This is a genomic window from Pelomicrobium sp. P1 (genome assembly GCF_052805615.1).
On the sequence record NZ_JBRBEM010000001.1, the window covers coordinates 138,426 to 154,282 of the forward strand.

17 protein-coding genes are annotated in these 15,857 nt (G+C 68.1%); 11 read left to right on the forward strand and 6 right to left on the reverse strand.

What is annotated here, in order from left to right; translation table 11 throughout:
* Positions 1 to 35: 35 nt before the first annotated feature.
* A complete protein-coding gene (locus ACUVYZ_RS00690; RefSeq protein WP_439932533.1) occupies positions 36 to 305 on the reverse strand; it encodes an exodeoxyribonuclease VII small subunit in 270 nt (89 codons plus the stop codon).
* Positions 306 to 469: 164 nt separating this feature from the next.
* Between ACUVYZ_RS00690 and ACUVYZ_RS00695 the strand changes: the two genes are divergently transcribed.
* The 6 genes from ACUVYZ_RS00695 (at position 470) to ACUVYZ_RS00720 (ending at position 6,331) form a co-directional block, all read left to right on the forward strand.
* Positions 470 to 1,579, forward strand: coding sequence for an aromatic ring-hydroxylating oxygenase subunit alpha (locus tag ACUVYZ_RS00695; RefSeq protein WP_439932534.1), 1,110 nt, complete (start codon positions 470 to 472; stop codon positions 1,577 to 1,579).
* A gap of 71 nt (positions 1,580 to 1,650) precedes the next feature.
* Positions 1,651 to 2,046 carry an STAS/SEC14 domain-containing protein gene (locus ACUVYZ_RS00700; RefSeq protein ID WP_439932535.1) on the forward strand — a complete coding sequence of 132 codons (396 nt, stop codon included), beginning with the start codon at positions 1,651 to 1,653 and terminating at the stop codon, positions 2,044 to 2,046.
* A 31-nt stretch (positions 2,047 to 2,077) separates the two neighbouring features.
* The gene (locus tag ACUVYZ_RS00705; protein WP_439932536.1) at positions 2,078 to 2,923 is read left to right on the forward strand and encodes a sulfurtransferase; all 846 of its coding nucleotides are present in this window, start codon (positions 2,078 to 2,080) and stop codon (positions 2,921 to 2,923) included.
* 18 nt (positions 2,924 to 2,941) lie between these two features.
* Complete coding sequence (locus tag ACUVYZ_RS00710; RefSeq protein WP_439932537.1) at positions 2,942 to 3,334, forward strand: DUF2784 domain-containing protein; 393 nt, start codon at positions 2,942 to 2,944, stop codon at positions 3,332 to 3,334.
* 23 nt (positions 3,335 to 3,357) lie between these two features.
* A complete protein-coding gene (locus ACUVYZ_RS00715; RefSeq protein ID WP_439932538.1) occupies positions 3,358 to 4,680 on the forward strand; it encodes an MFS transporter in 1,323 nt (440 codons plus the stop codon).
* A 130-nt stretch (positions 4,681 to 4,810) separates the two neighbouring features.
* Entirely contained in the window at positions 4,811 to 6,331 is a 1,521-nt protein-coding gene (locus ACUVYZ_RS00720; RefSeq protein WP_439932539.1) for a hypothetical protein, read from the forward strand.
* A gap of 17 nt (positions 6,332 to 6,348) precedes the next feature.
* On the opposite strand, the gene ACUVYZ_RS00725 is transcribed toward ACUVYZ_RS00720, so the two are convergent.
* Positions 6,349 to 7,038 (reverse strand): alpha/beta hydrolase, encoded by a 690-nt coding sequence (locus ACUVYZ_RS00725; RefSeq protein WP_439932540.1) that lies wholly within the window; start codon positions 7,036 to 7,038, stop codon positions 6,349 to 6,351.
* A gap of 88 nt (positions 7,039 to 7,126) precedes the next feature.
* Here ACUVYZ_RS00725 and ACUVYZ_RS00730 point away from each other — a divergent pair, with 88 nt between their 5' ends.
* Positions 7,127 to 8,242 carry a transglutaminase-like domain-containing protein gene (locus tag ACUVYZ_RS00730; RefSeq protein WP_439932541.1) on the forward strand — a complete coding sequence of 372 codons (1,116 nt, stop codon included), beginning with the start codon at positions 7,127 to 7,129 and terminating at the stop codon, positions 8,240 to 8,242.
* Between the two features lie 7 nt (positions 8,243 to 8,249).
* Here the strand turns inward: ACUVYZ_RS00730 and mog are convergent, their stop codons facing one another.
* Together mog and yjgA are read right to left on the reverse strand one after the other, a co-directional pair.
* A complete protein-coding gene (gene mog / locus ACUVYZ_RS00735; protein ID WP_439932542.1) occupies positions 8,250 to 8,843 on the reverse strand; it encodes a molybdopterin adenylyltransferase in 594 nt (197 codons plus the stop codon).
* Positions 8,844 to 8,865: 22 nt separating this feature from the next.
* Positions 8,866 to 9,396 (reverse strand): ribosome biogenesis factor YjgA, encoded by a 531-nt coding sequence (gene yjgA, locus ACUVYZ_RS00740; protein WP_439932543.1) that lies wholly within the window; start codon positions 9,394 to 9,396, stop codon positions 8,866 to 8,868.
* Positions 9,397 to 9,458: 62 nt separating this feature from the next.
* Between yjgA and pmbA the strand changes: the two genes are divergently transcribed.
* The 3 genes from pmbA (at position 9,459) to ACUVYZ_RS00755 (ending at position 12,627) form a co-directional block, all read left to right on the forward strand.
* On the forward strand, positions 9,459 to 10,799 hold the full coding sequence (gene pmbA, locus ACUVYZ_RS00745) for a metalloprotease PmbA (RefSeq protein WP_439932544.1): 1,341 nt from the start codon (positions 9,459 to 9,461) through the stop codon (positions 10,797 to 10,799).
* Between the two features lie 5 nt (positions 10,800 to 10,804).
* Entirely contained in the window at positions 10,805 to 11,428 is a 624-nt protein-coding gene (locus tag ACUVYZ_RS00750; protein ID WP_439932545.1) for an arylesterase, read from the forward strand.
* Positions 11,429 to 11,490: 62 nt separating this feature from the next.
* Positions 11,491 to 12,627 carry a TRAP transporter substrate-binding protein gene (locus ACUVYZ_RS00755; RefSeq protein ID WP_439932546.1) on the forward strand — a complete coding sequence of 379 codons (1,137 nt, stop codon included), beginning with the start codon at positions 11,491 to 11,493 and terminating at the stop codon, positions 12,625 to 12,627.
* Here ACUVYZ_RS00755 and ACUVYZ_RS00760 read toward each other — a convergent pair.
* Both ACUVYZ_RS00760 and ACUVYZ_RS00765 read right to left on the reverse strand, forming a co-directional pair.
* Complete coding sequence (locus ACUVYZ_RS00760; protein WP_439932547.1) at positions 12,569 to 13,894, reverse strand: TRAP transporter large permease; 1,326 nt, start codon at positions 13,892 to 13,894, stop codon at positions 12,569 to 12,571. The two genes, ACUVYZ_RS00755 and ACUVYZ_RS00760, sit on opposite strands and share 59 nt — an antisense overlap.
* Positions 13,894 to 14,463: a TRAP transporter small permease subunit gene (locus ACUVYZ_RS00765; RefSeq protein ID WP_439932548.1), complete on the reverse strand. Its 570-nt coding sequence runs from the start codon at positions 14,461 to 14,463 to the stop codon at positions 13,894 to 13,896. Before ACUVYZ_RS00765 ends, ACUVYZ_RS00760 begins: the two co-directional genes overlap by 1 nt.
* Before the next feature lie 101 nt (positions 14,464 to 14,564).
* Here ACUVYZ_RS00765 and glyA point away from each other — a divergent pair, with 101 nt between their 5' ends.
* Complete coding sequence (gene glyA, locus ACUVYZ_RS00770; protein WP_439932549.1) at positions 14,565 to 15,827, forward strand: serine hydroxymethyltransferase; 1,263 nt, start codon at positions 14,565 to 14,567, stop codon at positions 15,825 to 15,827.
* Positions 15,828 to 15,857 lie beyond the last annotated feature (30 nt).

Below are 15,857 nucleotides of genomic sequence, written 5' to 3' on the forward strand. Positions count from 1 at the left end.
GAGTTCGTTCGGACCCGCGGGCGAGGCGCGGGCGGTTAGCGGGAGTCGTCCACTTGGAAGTCTTGCAGCGTGCCGGCTTCCAGCATACGCACTTGCTGCTGGGCGTCCTTGAGCCGAGCCTGGCAATACTGCAGCAGCTCGGTCCCGCGCTTGTACGCCGCCAAGGACTCTTCCAGGGATATCTGGCCCTCTTCCATGCGGGCCACGATCGCTTCCAGCTCGGCGAGGGCCGCTTCGAAGCTGGCTGGCGCCGTCCCTTGGACTGGGGGCTCGGTCGCGGCCGGGCGGTCGGGGGGCTGAGCCATCGGGAGGTTCACACGAAGTTGCAAACATAGCCTACACGGGATCGTCCGGTCAACGAAGCCGCGGACGGCGCTTCGGGATGGCCGCTCCCGGCAGGCGCGCCAGGGGCGGGCATTTTGGTTACCATGGCGCTTTTCGAGTCTTCTCCACGGAGGATTCGTCCCCCATGAGCGACATCTCCAACTTGGACGAACTCGCCAAGAGCACCCGACCCCTACCCATGGCCTGGTACTTCGATCCGGGGATGTTCGAACTGGAGCGCCGCCTCCTGTTCGACCAGGGCCCCGGGTACGTGGGCCACGAGCTGATGGTGCCTAATCCCGGCGATTACCTCACCTTGGAGTGGATGGGCCACGCCAAAATGCTGGTGCGAAACGAACGGGGCGTGGAGCTCATGTCCAACGTCTGTCGCCACCGCCAGGGCCTGTTGCTGGAGGGCCGGGGCCACGCCCGCCACATCGTCTGCCCCCTGCACCGCTGGACCTACGCCCTGGACGGAACGCTGCTGGGGGCGCCGGAATTCGCCCCCACGCCTTGCGCATCGCTGCCCAAGACCCCCTTGAAGCGCTGGAACGGGATGCTTTTCGCCGGGTCCCGGGACCCGGCCGAAGATCTCGAGGGCTTCAGCGCGGCAGCCGATTACGACTTCAGCGGCTATGTCTACGACCGCACCGTGATCGACGAGTGCCCCTTCAACTGGAAGACGTTTCTCGAAATCTACCTGGAGCTCTACCACGTGGAACCGTTCCATCCGGGCCTGCGGGACTTCGTCGACGCGGGCAACTTCCGCTGGGAGTTCGGGCCGCGCTGGTCGATCCAGTACATGGGCGTGAAGAACCAGTTGCAGAAGACCGGCTCGCCCAAATACGCCCGCTATCGCGACGCGCTGCTGCGCTACACCGGGGGCGAGATGCCCAAGTACGGGACGCTATGGGCCATCTACTACCCCAACGTCATGATGGAATGGTATCCCCACTGCCTGGTGGTGAGCACCCTGGTTCCGCGCTCGCCCGATCACACCACCAACGTGGTGGAATTCTACTATCCCGAGGACGTGGCCTATTTCGAGACCGAGCTCAAGGAGGCCCACCAAGCGGCCTACCTGGAGTCGGCAGCCGAGGACGCCCAGATCTGCACCCTCCTGCACCGGGGGCGCAAGGCCCTGTACGAGCAGGGCCAGGACGACGCAGGGCCGTACCAGTCGCCGCTGGAGGACGGCATGATTCATCTGCACGAGTTCCTGCGGCGGGAGCTGGAACCGGCCCTAAAGAAGTAGGCGGTAGGCGGCGGAGGTTTGCCGGTGCGACAGGTCTTCCATAAACTTGGCCCCATGCGAGGGGATGCCCCATGATCACCATCGAGCAGTCCGACAGCTTGGTCAACGTGGCGGTGCTGGGCGAGTTCACCTTGGCCGACTTCAAGGAGCTCGAGGAGCACCTGCTCTACGAGATCAAGTTCCACGGGCAGGCGAACCTCCTGCTCGACCTGCGGGACATGGTGCGTTATACCTTGGACGTGGCGTGGGAGGAGGTGAAGTTCTCCCGGGACCACGCCCGCGACTTTGGCCGCATCGCCATCGTGACCTCGAACCAGTGGATCGCCTGGAGCGCCTGGCTGCAGCGGCTGTTCGTGGACGCCGACATCCGGGTATTCGACGATTACGACGCGGCCTACGCCTGGGTGACGGAAGGCGGTGCGGCGGAAGGGGAGGCACCGGGGACCGGCGGCGGGGCGGTGCGGTAGAAGGCGACCCGGCCCGCCCAGGAGAAAGCCGATGCCCTACACCACCCTGGTTTCCACCGAGACCCTGGCCCGCCACCTGAACGATCCCGCCTGGATCGCGTTCGACTGCCGCCATGATCTCCTCGATCCGGCGGCGGGGGAGCGGGCCTACGCCGCCGGCCATATCCCGGGGGCCATCCACCTGCACCTGGAGCGAGACCTCTCGGGCGCGAAAACTGGCCGCAACGGCCGGCATCCCTTGCCGGACCCGGAGGCGTTCGCGCAACGCCTGGGCCGTCTGGGGGTGGGCGAGGGGAGGCAGGTGGTGGCCTACGACGGCGGCCCCGGGCCGTTCGCCGCCCGGCTATGGTGGATGCTGCGCTGGATGGGCCACGAGGCTGTGGCGGTGCTGGACGGGGGCTACGCCCGATGGGTGGCCGAGGGAAAGCCCATGAGCACCGAATCGAGGGCCCGGCCGCCGGCGCGCTTCGTGCAGCGCCCGGGCGCGGCGCCGGTGGACGCGGCCTACGTTGAAGCCCACCTGGGGGATCCCGCCGTGCGTCTGCTGGATGCCCGCAGCCCGGAGCGCTTCCGCGGGGAAAACGAAACCCTGGATCCCGTGGCCGGCCATATTCCCGGCGCCGTCAACCGGTACTTCATGGAGAACCTCGGCCCCGATGGACGCTTCAAGCCGGCGGCGGAGCTCAAGCAGGCGTTTTCTTCCCTGCTCCGAGGCGCCGACCCGGGCGCCGTGGTCCACCAGTGCGGCTCCGGGGTGACCGCTTGCCACAACCTGCTCGCCATGGAAGTGGCCGGGCTCGCCGGCTCGAGGCTCTATCCCGGCTCCTGGAGCGAGTGGTGCGCGGATCCCGCCCGGCCGGTGGCCCGCGGCGGCTGATTTTCCCGCGGGGCGGCCATGGACTGGCTCGCCGACCTCATCCTCGTCGTCCATGTCTTGTTCGTGCTGTTCGTGGTGGGCGGGTTGGCCTTCGTCTGGGTCGGCGCCTGGCGGGGCTGGGCCCTCGCTCGCCACTTCTGGTTCCGGGTCACCCACCTGGGTGCGATCCTGTTCGTGGCCAGCGAGGCGCTCCTGGGCGTCCTGTGCCCCCTCACCGTCTGGGAGGACGCCCTGCGGGGACGGGAGACGGAGAAGGGTTTCATCGCCCGGATCCTGCACGCGGTGCTCTACTGGGACGCACCCCCCTGGGTGTTCACCCTACTCTACGTGGGCTTCGCCCTGGTGGTGCTGGCGACCTTCGTCTTGATTCCCCCGGCCCGGAAGCGGAAGGGCGGCACCCCTGTGCCATAATGGCGGGGCGCCGTCGGTCCGCCATGAACCGCACCCCCGAACCCGACGCCTCTCCGCCCGGCCTGACCCTCGCCCCCGGCGTGCGGCCCATCGAGGTCTGGGCCTGGGCCATGTACGACTTCGCCAACTCCGGCTACACCACGGTGGTCATCACCGCGGTGTTCAACGCCTACTTCGTGGCCGTGGTGGCGGAAAACGCCCCCTGGGGGAGCTTCGCCTGGACCGTGAGCCTCGGAATTTCCTATGCGCTCATCATCGCCACGGCGCCCCTGATCGGCGCCCTGGCCGATGCCCGGGCGATGAAAAAGCCCCTCCTGCTCCTCACTACCGCGGGGTGTGTGGCTTTCACGGCGGCCCTGGCCCTGGTGGGCCGAGGCGATCTCGCCCTCGGCGCCGCCCTCGTCATCCTGAGCAACTTCTTCTTCGGCAGCGGCGAGAACCTCATCGCCGCCTTTCTTCCCGAGCTGGCCCGGGGCCGGGCCCTCGGCAAAGTGTCCGGCTGGGGCTGGGCCCTGGGCTACCTGGGGGGACTGACGAGCCTCGGGGCGTGCCTGGGCTACGTGTCCTGGGCGGAGGCTCGGGGGCAGACGCCGGAACAGTTCGTGCCCGTCACCATGGGGATCACCGCTGGCTTGTTCGCCCTGGCGAGCATTCCCACCTTCGCCTTCTTGCGGGAGCGGGCGAGACCCCAGGCGGCGGGCCCCTTGAGCCTCGCCCGGGACAGCCTCGCCCGGCTTCGCCAGACCCTCGCCCGGGCGAGGGATTTCCGCGACTTGGGCTGGTTTCTCCTGTGCGTGGTGTTTTATCAGGCGGGCATCCAGACCGTGGTGGCCCTGGCCGCGGTGTACGCCCAGCAGGCCATGGGGTTCGGCACCCAGGAGACCCTGGTCCTGATCCTGGTGGTGAACGTCACCGCCGCTGCGGGCGCCTTCGCCTTCGGCTACGTCCAGGACCGGATCGGCCACAAGGCGGCCGTAACCCTGATCCTGCTGGGCTGGCTGGCGACCGCGGTGCTCGCCTGGTGGGCCGAGACCCGGAGCTTCTTCTGGGCCGTGGCGAACCTGGCCGGCTTCTGCCTCGGGAGCGCCCAGTCGGCGGGACGGGCCCTAGTAGGTTACCTCAGCCCGGCCACGCGCCGGGCGGAATTCTTCGGTTTATGGGGCCTGGCGGTCAAACTGTCGGCGATCCTGGGCCCCATTACCTACGGAATCATCACTTGGGTCACGGAGGGCGACCACCGGCTCGCCATGCTCTCCATGGGGATTTTTTTCCTGGCGGGCATGGCCGTTCTGGCGCAGGTGGACGTGGAGCGTGGGCGGCGGGCCGCCTTGAGGGAAGCGGTGTAGCGGGCGTCCTCTAAACACCTGACGGACGCTCGGCCCTTTCCCCTTTCCCCTCTCCCGGTGGAAGAGGGGAAAGGGACTGCGGTAAATGGTTTGTCAACCATTTACCGGAAGCTCAATAAGGGAGACGAAGATGCTGAGACGCTTCGGCGGCAAGCCCGATCACCCGATGGCACAGCTCAAGGAAACGCGGCGCATCCTGGCGGAGCTGGCGTCCCGGGATGCCTTCGGAGCCCTAGAGGAAATCACCCACTGGATCCGCTCGGTGGCTGAAACCGAGGGCTTCGGGGCTGGCGAGCGCCTCCAGCGCTATTGCCTCCTGGACGAGGCGGCCCAGAGCCGGGAGCGGCGAATGACCTGGGATTTCCTCGCCGTGGCGGGCACGGGGCCTTTCCAGGAGCACCGCCTGGGAAGCCTCCTCGCCGCGTTCTGGTCCACCCTGGCGCAGGCCTACTGTTCGGCTTTCACCCAGGTCGCTTCCTCGGCCCGAGTGACGCAAAACGCGACGCTGCTGCCCCTTGCCCTCGCCCGGGGTTTTCGCGCCCATGGACAACAGCTCAAATGGGCCCTTATGCGCTATCAAGCCCCCGAGCCCGGGGTGTGGCAAGGGCTTGCGGCGATCTATCTCTTCGGCGAAGGCCGGGGACTGCTGCACACGCCCGTGGAACTCTATCCGGGTGTTCTCCAACCCACCCCGCCCGTGCGGGAACTGCTCAAAGCGCTGATGCTTTGGCTGGCGGCCCCCGATGCCCTCTCCCCCGGTAAGCTGGAGATCGCCGAGCGGCTGGCGGGCTACCTGGCTGAGCACTTCCGCCTGGCCAGGCACGAAGGTGCTACCGTGGTCCACTACTTCGATCTGGAACGTCCCGGGCCGCCGGGGCGGGTGAGCCCTACGGCCCGGGAAAAGCCCCATCGGGTGTTCATCAGCCCGGGGGAGGCCTGGTCCCAACTCCCCCGCCTAGCGGAAAGCGTGGCCCGCAGCGGCGTTCCGCCCGAGGTGGACGGCGGCTTGTCCCTCGACCCGTCCACGGTGATCGACGTTTTGCGGCATTTGGAGCGCCACTGGTCGCCCCAACCGCCCCTGCGCCGCGAGGCTCGCCACCGGACCGCTGTGCCCCTGCGGGTGGTGACCGGGTTCGATCGGATCCTGCAGGCGTTGCACGGGCTCGAAGCGGTCCTTGCCGACAAACTCCAGCGCTGGACCGCAGACAATATCAGCAGCGGCGGCTTCAGCGCCAAAATAGCTCGCAGGGACGGGGAGCGGCTCCAAGTGGGAACCCTGCTCGCCCTCCAGCCGGAGGGAGCCAAGCGCTGGGGGGTGGGGGTGGTGCGCCGGCTGAGCAGGGGGGGGCCTTCCCAGGTGGGGGTGGAGACCCTCGCCCATGGGGTGCTGCTGGTGAGCCTGTCGGTGGAAGGGGGCTCTTTCCCGGCGACCCGGGCGGGCCGGGAAGCCCAGCAGGGCATCCTGCTAGGGGAGGATGCGGTCCGGGACGAGGTCCGGCTGGTGCTCAAGGGGGGGCTGTACGCGCCTGGGCGACGGTTGCTGATGGGCCTGGACGGGGAGGCCCGCCTGCTCGTCCCCGTCGCCCTGGAAGAGCAGGGGGATGAGTTCGACCTAGGCCGCTTCCGGGTGGTGAATAGCGAGGCAGGCTGAGATGCCGGGCTTGAGGGTCAGTCCGCTCCCATCCAGCGGCGCAGCCAGGAGCCGATATCGGCGATCTCTTCCATGCACACGGAATGCTGCATGGGATAGACGCGCCACTCCACCGGGTAGCCCATCGCCACGAGCCGGTCCCGGGAACCCATGGCCAGGGAGAGGGGGATCAGGGGGTCGTAGCTCCCGTGGGCCATGAAAATGGGGACGCGGGCGTTGGCCGGGCTCGCTTCCGCGGAAAGGCTTTCGGCCAACGGCAGATAGGTGGACAGGGCCACGACCCCACCGAGGCGCTCGGGATGGCGCAATCCCGTGTGCAGGGCCATGGCGCCTCCCTGGGAAAATCCTCCCAGCACGATGTGCTCCGGGTCGATCCCCCGGCCCACCTCCCGGGCGATCAGCGCCTCGATGGCCCGCTGGGAGGCGCGCACGCCTTGCGCGTCTTCCCGTTGGGTGAAGCCCGGGGTCAGCACGTCGTACCAGGCCCGCATGACGTAGCCCCCGTTGATGGTCACGGGCTGCAGGGGGGCGTGGGGAAAGATGAAGCGCACCCCGGGCTTAGGGGGCAGTCCCAGCTCTCCCACGATGGGCAAGAAGTCGTGGCCGTCGGCCCCTAGCCCGTGCATCCAGACGACAGCGAAGCGGGGCAGCGGGGCGGTTTCGATCTCGATGGACTCCAGCAGGGGTCCTTCGGCGGCGGAGGTCATGGCGGGAATCCCTTGACGGGGAATGAAACTTGCTAAACTTGGATCGGGGGTCTCGGTCTTGGGAGGAGTTCGCGACAGGGAGGTGCACGTGAATCGCAGAAATTTTATCAGACTCCTCGGCGCCGGTTCCGCGGCGGTGCTGGCTTCGCCCCGGGCCCTGGCGGCCCTGGACGACCTGGGGGCCTGGAACAGCTACCGGCTGAGTTACCACATCGAGCTGCCCGAATCCCCAGCGCCCGCCCGCCTGTGGATTCCGATCCCCTTGCTGGGAGATTCGATCTACCAGCGCAATCAGGGCACGATCTGGTCGGGAAACGCGCAAAAGGTCGATTTCGACCCCTTGAAAGCAACCGCCGTGCCCATGGTCTACGCGGAATGGACCCGCCCGGGTCCCCGCACTCTCGAGGTGAGCACCATCGTGAAGACCCTGGACCGGAAGGTGGATCTGGGCAAGGCCGCGGGCGCCGGGCCGCTTCCTGCGGAGACCCGGGCCTTCCTCGCGGGCACAAGCCTCATCCCGGTGGATGAGGGCACCCGCAAGCTCGCGAAAGAGGCGACCCAGGGGGCGGGTTCCCCCCTGGAGCGGGCCCGGGCCCTCTACGACTGGGTCATCGCCAATGCGGCCTACGATCCCCGGGCGCCCGGGTGCGGTACGGGGAACGTGGCGGCCATGCTCAAGTCCGGGAAACTCGCCGGCCGCTCCGCCGACCTGAGCGCCCTGCTAGCGGCCCTGGCCCGCGCGAGCGGCATTCCCGCCCGGCTCGCCTTCGGCATCGCCCTGGACCGTTCCCGGCTCTCTCCCGCCCTGGGGGCCTACGGGGATGTGAGCCAGGGGCAGGAAGTGCGGGCCGAGCTTTACCTGGCGGGGGCGGGCTGGGTGCCGGTGGACCCGGCCAACGTGGTGCGGGCGGCTTTCGAAAGCGGCCTGCCCGCGACCGATCCCCGTATCGCGGACCTCAAAAACCGCTTCTTCGGGGGGTGGGAGATGAACTGGGTGGTGCTCAACCACTGGGAGCGGTTGTCCCTCAAACCCCAGCCGGCGGCCCTGGGACTTCCTTACTTCGCCTATCCCCACGCCGAGATCGCGGCCAAGCCCCGGGACAGCCTGGATCACCGCAACTTCGTCTACACCGTGCGCTCCGCCCAACTGGTGGGCACGGGCGCCCGGTTCGACGGCATTCCGGGGGTGATGAAGGTGCGCTGAGCGCCTTCTACCCGCTGGGCGGGCGCCGGGCCGACTTGGGCCGGAACGCCTTGACCACTTCCTCGTGGGTCTCGATGTAGGGCCCGCCGATCAAGTCGATGCAGTAGGGCACGGCGGCGAAGATTCCCGGAACGATGACCTCGCCTGCGGAACCCTTCAGTCCTTCCAGGGTTTCCTGGATGGACTTGGGCTGACCGGGCAGGTTGATGATCAGGCAACCCTTGCGGATCACCGCCACCTGGCGGGAAAGGATCGCGGTCGGCACGAACTTCAGGCTGATCTGGCGCATCTGCTCGCCGAAGCCGGGCATGACCCGGTCGGCCACCGCCAGGGTCGCCTCCGGGGTCACGTCCCGGGGCGCGGGCCCCGTGCCCCCGGTGGTGAGGACCAGGTGGCAGCCCTGCTCGTCCACCAGCTCCCGCAGAGTCCCTTCGATGACCGGCTGCTCGTCGGGGATGAGGCGGGTCACGGTGCGCCACGGGGGACTCTTGATGGCGGCGCGAAACCACGCCTCCAGGGCCGGGATGCCCTGGTCCTGGTACACCCCCTGGGAAGCCCGGTCGCTTACCGACACGAGCCCGATCACCAGTTCTTGTGTCATGGCTTTTCGCTCGAAAAGAGGTTCAATCGCCTTTGTCGCTGGCGAGGGGAACCCCGCTCGCCTCGGGCTCGGGAATCAGCCGCTTGAGCTCCTGGAACAGGGAGCGGAACGCCCGCGGCGGCTTGCCCGCTTCCCGCTCCAGCCGGACGTTGCGCGCCAGGGTCCGCAGCCGGCCCGTGTCGGCGGCGGGATACATCCGCTTGATTTCCGTCAGGGCCTGGTCCTCGTTTTCGATGAGCCGGAGCCGCCAGCGCTCCACCATGTGCAGCCAGGCGGTGTGGCGAACGGAGCGTCCCTGCCATACCGCCAGCCGCTCCCGGATCGCAGCTTCGTCCACGCTGCGCATGAGCCGCCCGATGTACTGGATCTGGCGCCGCAGGGCCTCGAAGGAGCGGATGCGTCTGGCTTCCTGCACCGCCTCCAGCAGGGTTTCGGGAAGGCCGAGCTGGGCGAGCTGGGCTTCGCTCAGGCGGGTGAGGGTTTCCCCCAGCGCCTGCAGCTCATGCATGCGCTGCTTCATCCTGGTCTTGCTGATGGTCAAATCCTGGTCCATGAGCGCCCCGGGCCTCCGCTCCGACCTGATATGATATCGAATTTTCCAAGCGCCCTTCTCCCATGAACGAAAGCGGCTTTTCCCACAGCGAGGAGCAGTTGCGGGGGATCGCCCGGGACGCCCTGGAGGCGGCGCGCCGCCAGGGCGCCGGCGCTTGCGAGGTGGAGGTCTCGGTGGGCTACGGCCAGACCGTGACCGTGCGCATGGGGGACGTGGAGACCATCGAGTACAGCCGAGACAAGGGGCTCGGTGTCACCGTCTTCCTGGACAAGCGCCGGGGCCATGCCAGCACTTCCGACCTGGATCCCGAGGCGGTGCGCCAGGCGGTGGAGGCGGCGGTGGCCATCGCCCGCCATACCGCCGCCGACGACTGCGCGGGTCTCGCCGACGAGGATCTCCTCGCCCGGGACATCCCCGACCTGGACTTGTACCATCCCTGGCCCTTGCCCGTGGAGTCGGCCATCGAGCTGGCCAAGACTTGCGAAGACGCCGCCTTCGCCGTGGACAAGGAGATCCGCAACTCGGAAGGGGCCACCGTTTCCATCCAGGCCTCCCGGTTTATCTACGCCAACAGCCTGGGCTTCATGGCAGGCTACCCGGGAACCCGCCACTCGGTGAGTTGCGCGGTGATCGCCGGCCAGGACGAAGGCATGCAGCGGGACTACTGGTACAGCAGCGCCCGCAGCCCGGAGGACCTGGAGCCAGCGGCGGCGGTGGGCCGGCGGGCAGGGGAGCGGGCCGTGGCCCGGCTGGGGGCGCGCCGGCTCCCCACCCGGGAGGCGCCGGTCTTGTTCGAGGCGCCGGTGGCGGCAAGCCTCCTTTCCCACTTCGTGGCGGCGGCGAGCGGAGGCAATCTCTATCGCCGGGCATCCTTCCTCCTGGATCGCCTGGGCGAGCCGGTGTTCGCCCCCTTCGTCCAGATCCGCGAGCGGCCGCACCTGAAGCGGGGGCTTGCGAGCGCCCCCTTCGACGAAGAGGGCGTGGCGACCCGGGACCGGGACGTGGTGAAGGACGGCGTGCTCCAGGGCTACTTCCTCGGCAGCTACTCGGCCCGCAAGCTGGGACTGCGCTCCACCGGCAACGCGGGGGGCAACCACAACCTTCTCCTCGCGGGCGGGCCCCTCGACTTCGCCGGGATGCTGAAGACCCTAGGCACGGGGCTCCTGGTGACGGAGCTCCTGGGCCACGGGGTCAACCTGGTCACCGGCGACTATTCCCGGGGGGCCGCGGGCTTCTGGGTCGAGGGGGGAGAAATCGCCTACCCGGTCCAGGAGATCACCATCGCCGGCAACCTGGCGGACATGTTCCGCGCCATCGTTGCGGTGGGCAACGACGTGGTGGTGCGCGGCTCCAAGCAGTGCGGCACCGTCCTCATCGAGCGCATGACGGTGGCCGGGGAGTGAGCTTCGTGCCGAGTGGTCGCGGGGTCGGCGCATCTTTCGCCCTGGCGCTGTTGCTCATCGTCCTTGCGGCCTGCGGCGAGCCGCGCGCCCGCCTTGCGCCCCTGGCTCCCTCGGACGTGGTCCTGGCCTTCGGCGACAGCCTCACCTTCGGCACCGGTGTCCCCGAAGACCGGAGCTACCCGGCTGTGCTGAGCCGCCTGATCGGGCGGGAAGTGGTGCGCTCTGGCATGCCGGGGGAGACCACCGCCCGCGCCCTGGCGCGGCTTCCCGCGGTGCTGGAGGGGGTGAAGCCCCGGCTGGTGCTCCTGTGCCTGGGAGGCAACGACATGCTGCGCCAGGTGAGGGAAGAGGAGACGGCGGAGAACCTGCGGGCCATGGTGCGCTTGATCCGCGACCAGGGCGCCGACGTGGTGCTGGTGGCGGTGCCGCGCCCGGCGCTGCTGGCCGACCCGCCCCCCTTCTATCGGGACATCGCCCGGGAATTCCGCATCCCCCTGGAGGAGGACGTGGTGAAAGACGTGCTCTACTCCCCGAGGCTCAAGTCGGACGCCATCCACCCCAACGAAGAAGGCTATCGCCGCATGGCGGAGGCCCTCGCCGCCTTGCTCGAGGAAGCGGGGGCCCTGTAAGCCGGCGGCCTCCGGCCAGCTGGGACAGATCGAGGGGCGAGAGCGCCCGCAAGGAGGAAACGATGAAACGACGCTCGTTCATGAAACGCGCAAGTCTCACCCTCGCGGCGGGGGCGCTGGCCGCACCGGCGATCGTCCGGGCCCAGCCCGCGGTGCGCTGGCGGCTCGCTTCCAGCTTTCCCAAGAGCCTGGACACCTTGTTTGGCACCACCGAAGCGTTCTGCAAGCGAGTGGCGGCACTCACCGGAGGCAAGTTCCAGATCCGGCCCTTCGCCGGGGGCGAGATCGTGCCGGGCTTGCAGGTGCTGGACGCCGTCCAGCAGGGCACCGTCGAATGCGGCCACTCGGCGAGCTACTACTACGTGGGCAAGAACAAGGCCTTCGCCTTCGACACGTGTCTGCCCTTCGGGCTGAGCGCCCGGCAACAGAACGCCTGGATGTACCGGGGTGGCGGGCTCGCGGCGTTGCGGGAGCTGTTCCGCGATTACGGCATCATCAACTTCCCGGGCGGCAGCACCGGGGCCCAGATGGCGGGCTGGTTCCGCAGGGAAGTGAAGTCCCTGGCGGACTTGAAGGGCTTAAAGATGCGCATCCCGGGCATCGGCGGCGAGATCATGGCACGGCTGGGGGTGGTGCCCCAGACCCTGGCGGGGGCCGACGTCTATCCAGCCCTGGAGCGGGGCACCATCGACGCCACCGAGTGGGTCGGACCCTACGACGACGAGAAGCTCGGCTTCTACAAGGTGGCCAAGTTCTACTACTACCCCGGGTGGTGGGAGCCGGGACCCCAGGTCTCCTTCTACGTGAACCTCAAGGAATGGGACAAGCTGCCCAAGGACTATCAACAGGCCGTCGAGACAGCGGCCGCGGAAGCCCACCTGCACATGCTAGCCGAGTACGACGCGAAAAATCCTCCGGCTCTCCGGCGACTGCTCAAGCAGGGGGTGCAGTTGCGCGCTTTCCCCGAGGACGTGATGAAGGCGGCACTCAACAGCGCCTTCGAGCTCTACGAGGAAGAGGCGGCCAGGAACCCCGTCTTCGCCAGGATCTACGCCCAGTGGAAGGCGTTTCGCGAGGAGCAGTACCAGTGGTTCAACGTGGCGGAACTTTCCTACGCCAGCTTCGCGTTCCCGCAGAAGCCTAGCGGCCCGCCGGGCCCAGCACGAGCCCCGGGAACGCGATCACCAGGCCCACCATGACGAGCTGGATGAGGACGAAGGGGATCGAGCCCCAATAGATGTCGGTGGTCTTCACCTCTTTCGGCGCCACGCTGCGCAGGTAGAACAGGGCGAAGCCGAAGGGCGGGTGCATGAAGGAGGTCTGCATGTTGACCGAGAGCAGCACGCCGAACCAGACCAGGTCGATTCCCAGCTTCTCGGCCACCGGCGCGAGGAGCGGCACCAGGATGAAGGCGATCTCGAAAAAGTCGAGGAAAAACGCTAACAGGAAGACGATCACGTTGACCACCACCAGGAAGCCCACCACGCCGCCGGGGAGATCCCCCAGGAGGCCCTCGACCCAGAGGTCCCCGTCCACGCCCCGGAAGACCAGGCTGAACACGGTGGAGCCGATCAAGATGAAGATCACGAAGCTAGTGAGCCGGGCGGTGAAATCCATCGCCTGGGTGAGCGTGGGGAGGGAGAGCTTGCCCCGGGCCACGGCGAGCGCCAGGGCGCCCACCGCTCCCATGGCGCCCCCCTCGGTGGGGGTGGCCACGCCGAGGAAGATGGTGCCGAGCACCAGGAAAATGAGGGTGAGGGGCGGCACCAGGGACACCAGGACTCGCCGGGCGAGGACCGGCCCGGGGGCCGTGCGGGTCTCCGGCGGCAGGGCCGGCGCGGCCCGGGGTTTGAGGAGGGTGACCAGCAGCACGTAGGTGAGGTACAGGCCCGCCAGGGCGAGCCCCGGCAGCAGCGCCCCCTCGTACATGTCCCCCACGGACACGCCGAGCTGGTCGGCCATGACGATGAGCACGATGGAGGGAGGGATGATCTGGGCCAGGGTGCCGGAGGCGGCGATCACGCCCGAGGCGAGGGCAGGGGAATAGCCGTAGCGCAACATCACCGGCAGGGAGATGAGCCCCATGGCGATCACGGAAGCGGCCACCACGCCGGTGGTGGCGGCGAGCAGCGCCCCCACGATGACGACGGCATAGGCAAGGCCGCCCTTCAGCCGGCCGAAGAGCTGTCCCATGGTGTCCAACAGGTCCTCGGCCATGCCGGTGCGCTCCAGGATCAGGCCCATGAAGGTGAAGAAGGGGATCGCCAGCAGGGTCTGGTTGGACATGATGCCGAAGATGCGCTCGGGCAGCGCCTGGAGCAGGTCCGGCTTGAAGAAACCGAGTTGGATGCCGATCAGCCCGAACAGCAGCCCGTTGGCCGCCAGGGCGAAGGCCACTGGATAGCCGGTGAGCAGCAGCACCACGAGCCCGCCGAACATGAGCGGGGCCATGAGCTCGAAGGGCATCAGGCGGACTCCCCAGGCGGCCGCCCGGACCCGCCGGCGCTGGGAGGGGCCGCGCGTGGGTCCGGGATTTTCCCCCGCAGGTAGGCGGCGCACTTGATGACTTCGGCCACGCTTTGCAGCGCGAGCAAGGCGAATCCCAGCGGGATCGCCAGCTTGATGGGCCAGCGCGGCAGCCCTCCCGCGTCGGGGGACATTTCCCGGATCTGGAACGAGAGGGCGAAGGAGTGCCAGGAGAACCACAGGATGGCCAGCGCCATGGGCAGCAGCATGAGAAGCCCGCCGACGAGGTCAATCCAGGCCCGGGTCCGGGGGGAGAACCGGGCGAACAGGACGTCGATGCGCACGTGGCCGTCGTGCTTCAGCGTATAGCCGGCGGCGAGCAGGAAGATCAGGGCGTACAGGTACCACTGGAGCTCCAGCGCGGCGTTGGAGCTCGTGTGAAATGCGTAGCGGACGAAGGCGGTGGCGGCGCTCAGCAGGGCGGTGGCAAGCACCAGCCAGCGGACCGCTCGGCCGACCCGCTCGTTCAGCGCGTCGATCAGCCGCGCGAGGCTCAGCCAGTGTCCCATCAGGCGGTTCCTTCTTTCGCGGATCGGAAACAGGGAGGCCGCGGATTTCGACCGCAGGCCGAATGGTAAAATATGCAATTTTGCAATGGCTGGATAGGGCCATGTGGGCTTCCCAACAGAGTCTGGAAGAATTCGACCCCGAGCTCGCCCGGGCCATCGCGGCGGAAGAAGGGCGGCAGGAAAGCCATATCGAGCTGATCGCCTCGGAGAACTACGCGAGCCCCCGGGTGCTGGCGGTCCAGGGGTCGGTGCTCACCAACAAGTATGCCGAAGGCTATCCCGGCAAGCGCTACTACGGTGGCTGCGAGTTCGCGGACGTGATCGAGACGCTCGCCATCGAGCGGGCCAAGACCCTGTTCCACGCCGGCTACGCGAACGTGCAGCCCCACTCGGGTTCCCAGGCCAACGCCGCTGTGTATCTCGCCATGCTCAAGCCAGGGGACGCCATCCTCGGCATGTCCCTTGCCCACGGCGGGCACCTGAGTCACGGGGCGGAGGTCAATTTCAGCGGCCGCACCTTCCGGGCGGTGACCTACGGCGTGCATCCCGAGACGGAAGAGATCGACTACGACGAAGTGGAGCGCCTGGCCGAGGCGCACCGCCCACGGATAATCATCGCCGGGGCATCGGCGTACTCCAGGATCATCGACTGGAAGCGCTTCCGCCAGATCGCCGATCGGGTGGACGCCTACTTCCTGGCCGACATCGCCCACTACGCGGGGCTCATCGCCGCGGGCTTCTATCCGAGTCCCGTGGGCATTGCCCACTTCGTGACCAGCACCACCCACAAGACCTTGCGGGGCCCTCGGGGCGGTCTCATCCTGGCCCAGGCGGAGTTCGCCAAGGTCCTGAACGCGGCCATCTTCCCCGGCATTCAGGGCGGGCCGCTGATGCACGTGGTCGCCGCCAAGGCGGTGGCGTTCAAGGAGGCGGCTACGAAGGAGTTCAAGCTGTACCAGGAGCAGGTGATCGACAACGCCCGGGTGATGGCCAAAGTGCTCCAGGAGCGGGGCTTCCGCATCGTGTCCGGGCGCACCGACTGCCACCTCTTCCTGGTAGACCTGCGCCCCAAAGGGGTGACCGGCAAGCAGGCCGAGGAAGCGCTGGAGCGGGTCGGCATCACGGTCAACAAAAACGCCATCCCCAACGACCCGGAGCGGCCCTTCGTCACCAGCGGCATCCGCATCGGCACGCCGGCGGTCACCACCCGGGGCTTCGAGGAGATCGAATGCGAAGCCCTCGCCAACCTGATCGCCGACGTGCTGGAGGCGCCCGAGGATGAAGGGGTCATCGCCCGGGTGGGGAAAGAGGTTCTGCGCCTGTGCGAACGCTTTCCCGTCTACGGGCGGAAGCGCGAAACATGAAGGCCCGGCCCGTGAACCCTTGCGGGCGCC